A 987-nucleotide genomic window follows, 5' to 3' on the forward strand; every position below is an offset into this window, starting at 1 on the left:
AGGCGTCCGCGGTGGCGGTGGCGCGCAGCCGCACGACGCCGCTGACGGTGCCGCGGTCGGCCGTCGGCCCCGCCGTCGACCGGGCGGCGAGCGCGAGCACGGCCGTCGACGACGCCAGTGCCGGGGCGACGACGGACCTGTCCGCGCCGGCCGCGCCGGCCGGGCCGGCCGGTGTGGTGAACCGTGTCAGGAGCAGCGCGACCGCCGCGAGAACGCCGAGGACGACCGCCGACACGGCGGCAGGCCACCTCCGGCGGGCACGGCCGTAGCCGCGATGTCGATCCATGGAACCTTCCGTCCGGTCGGCCCCCCGTGTGTCCCCCTTCGCCGGCCCATGGATCCGGGCCCGCCGGAGCGGCCATCGGGCGTCAAGGTCATTACCATGCCGCCGCCAGCCGTCCGACCGGTGCCCACAATAGCGAACAGCGGACAGAACGGGTCATCGGGCCCATTCGCCACCGTGCCGGCGAACGGCCCGACGGCCATGTCCGCTCCGGTGGGCGGACCGCCTGGACGCCCCGGTCACGTCACGCGCCCAGCCGCGACGGGAGCGCACATCGGACAAGACGGGAGCACGCGTCGGGCACGGCGGGAGCAATACCGCGAGGCCCCGCGACGGGAACATGCGGTGGGGACACGCGGTGGGGAACATGTGCCCGGGCATGCCGCGGCACACCGCGGCGGGGCATGGCGGGACATAAGGCCCGCGGCCATGGAACAAACCGGCCGCTGCCGCGAGCCGGAGTGCCAAAGCGCTGGCAGAAGGCCTGGCAGAAGGCACAGCCCAGGCCGTACGGGCGGCTTCCGGCGCATTCAGGCGGAGCGCGGCCGGATGCTTCCCGGTAACATAACGAGCCATGGCACCGGAAATCGCGATCGACGGTACCCCGGTCGCCAGCACGCGTCCGCCGGGCACAGATCGGTGCGGGCCGCAGCAACGAGATCCACGCGATCGAGGATCCGCTGGATGCGCTCCCCCGCGATGAG

The 987-nt window shown here is 74.0% G+C and carries 1 protein-coding gene; it reads right to left on the reverse strand.

Annotated elements, in window-relative coordinates; all coding sequences use genetic code 11:
• On the reverse strand, positions 1 to 286 hold a 286-nt coding region (locus AC5LSR_RS17385; protein WP_493468681.1), incomplete at its 3' end, for a hypothetical protein.
• Between the last annotated feature and the right edge of the window lie 701 nt (positions 287 to 987).

The sequence above is a fragment of the Protofrankia sp. CiP1_Cm_nod4 genome (genome assembly GCF_982290645.1).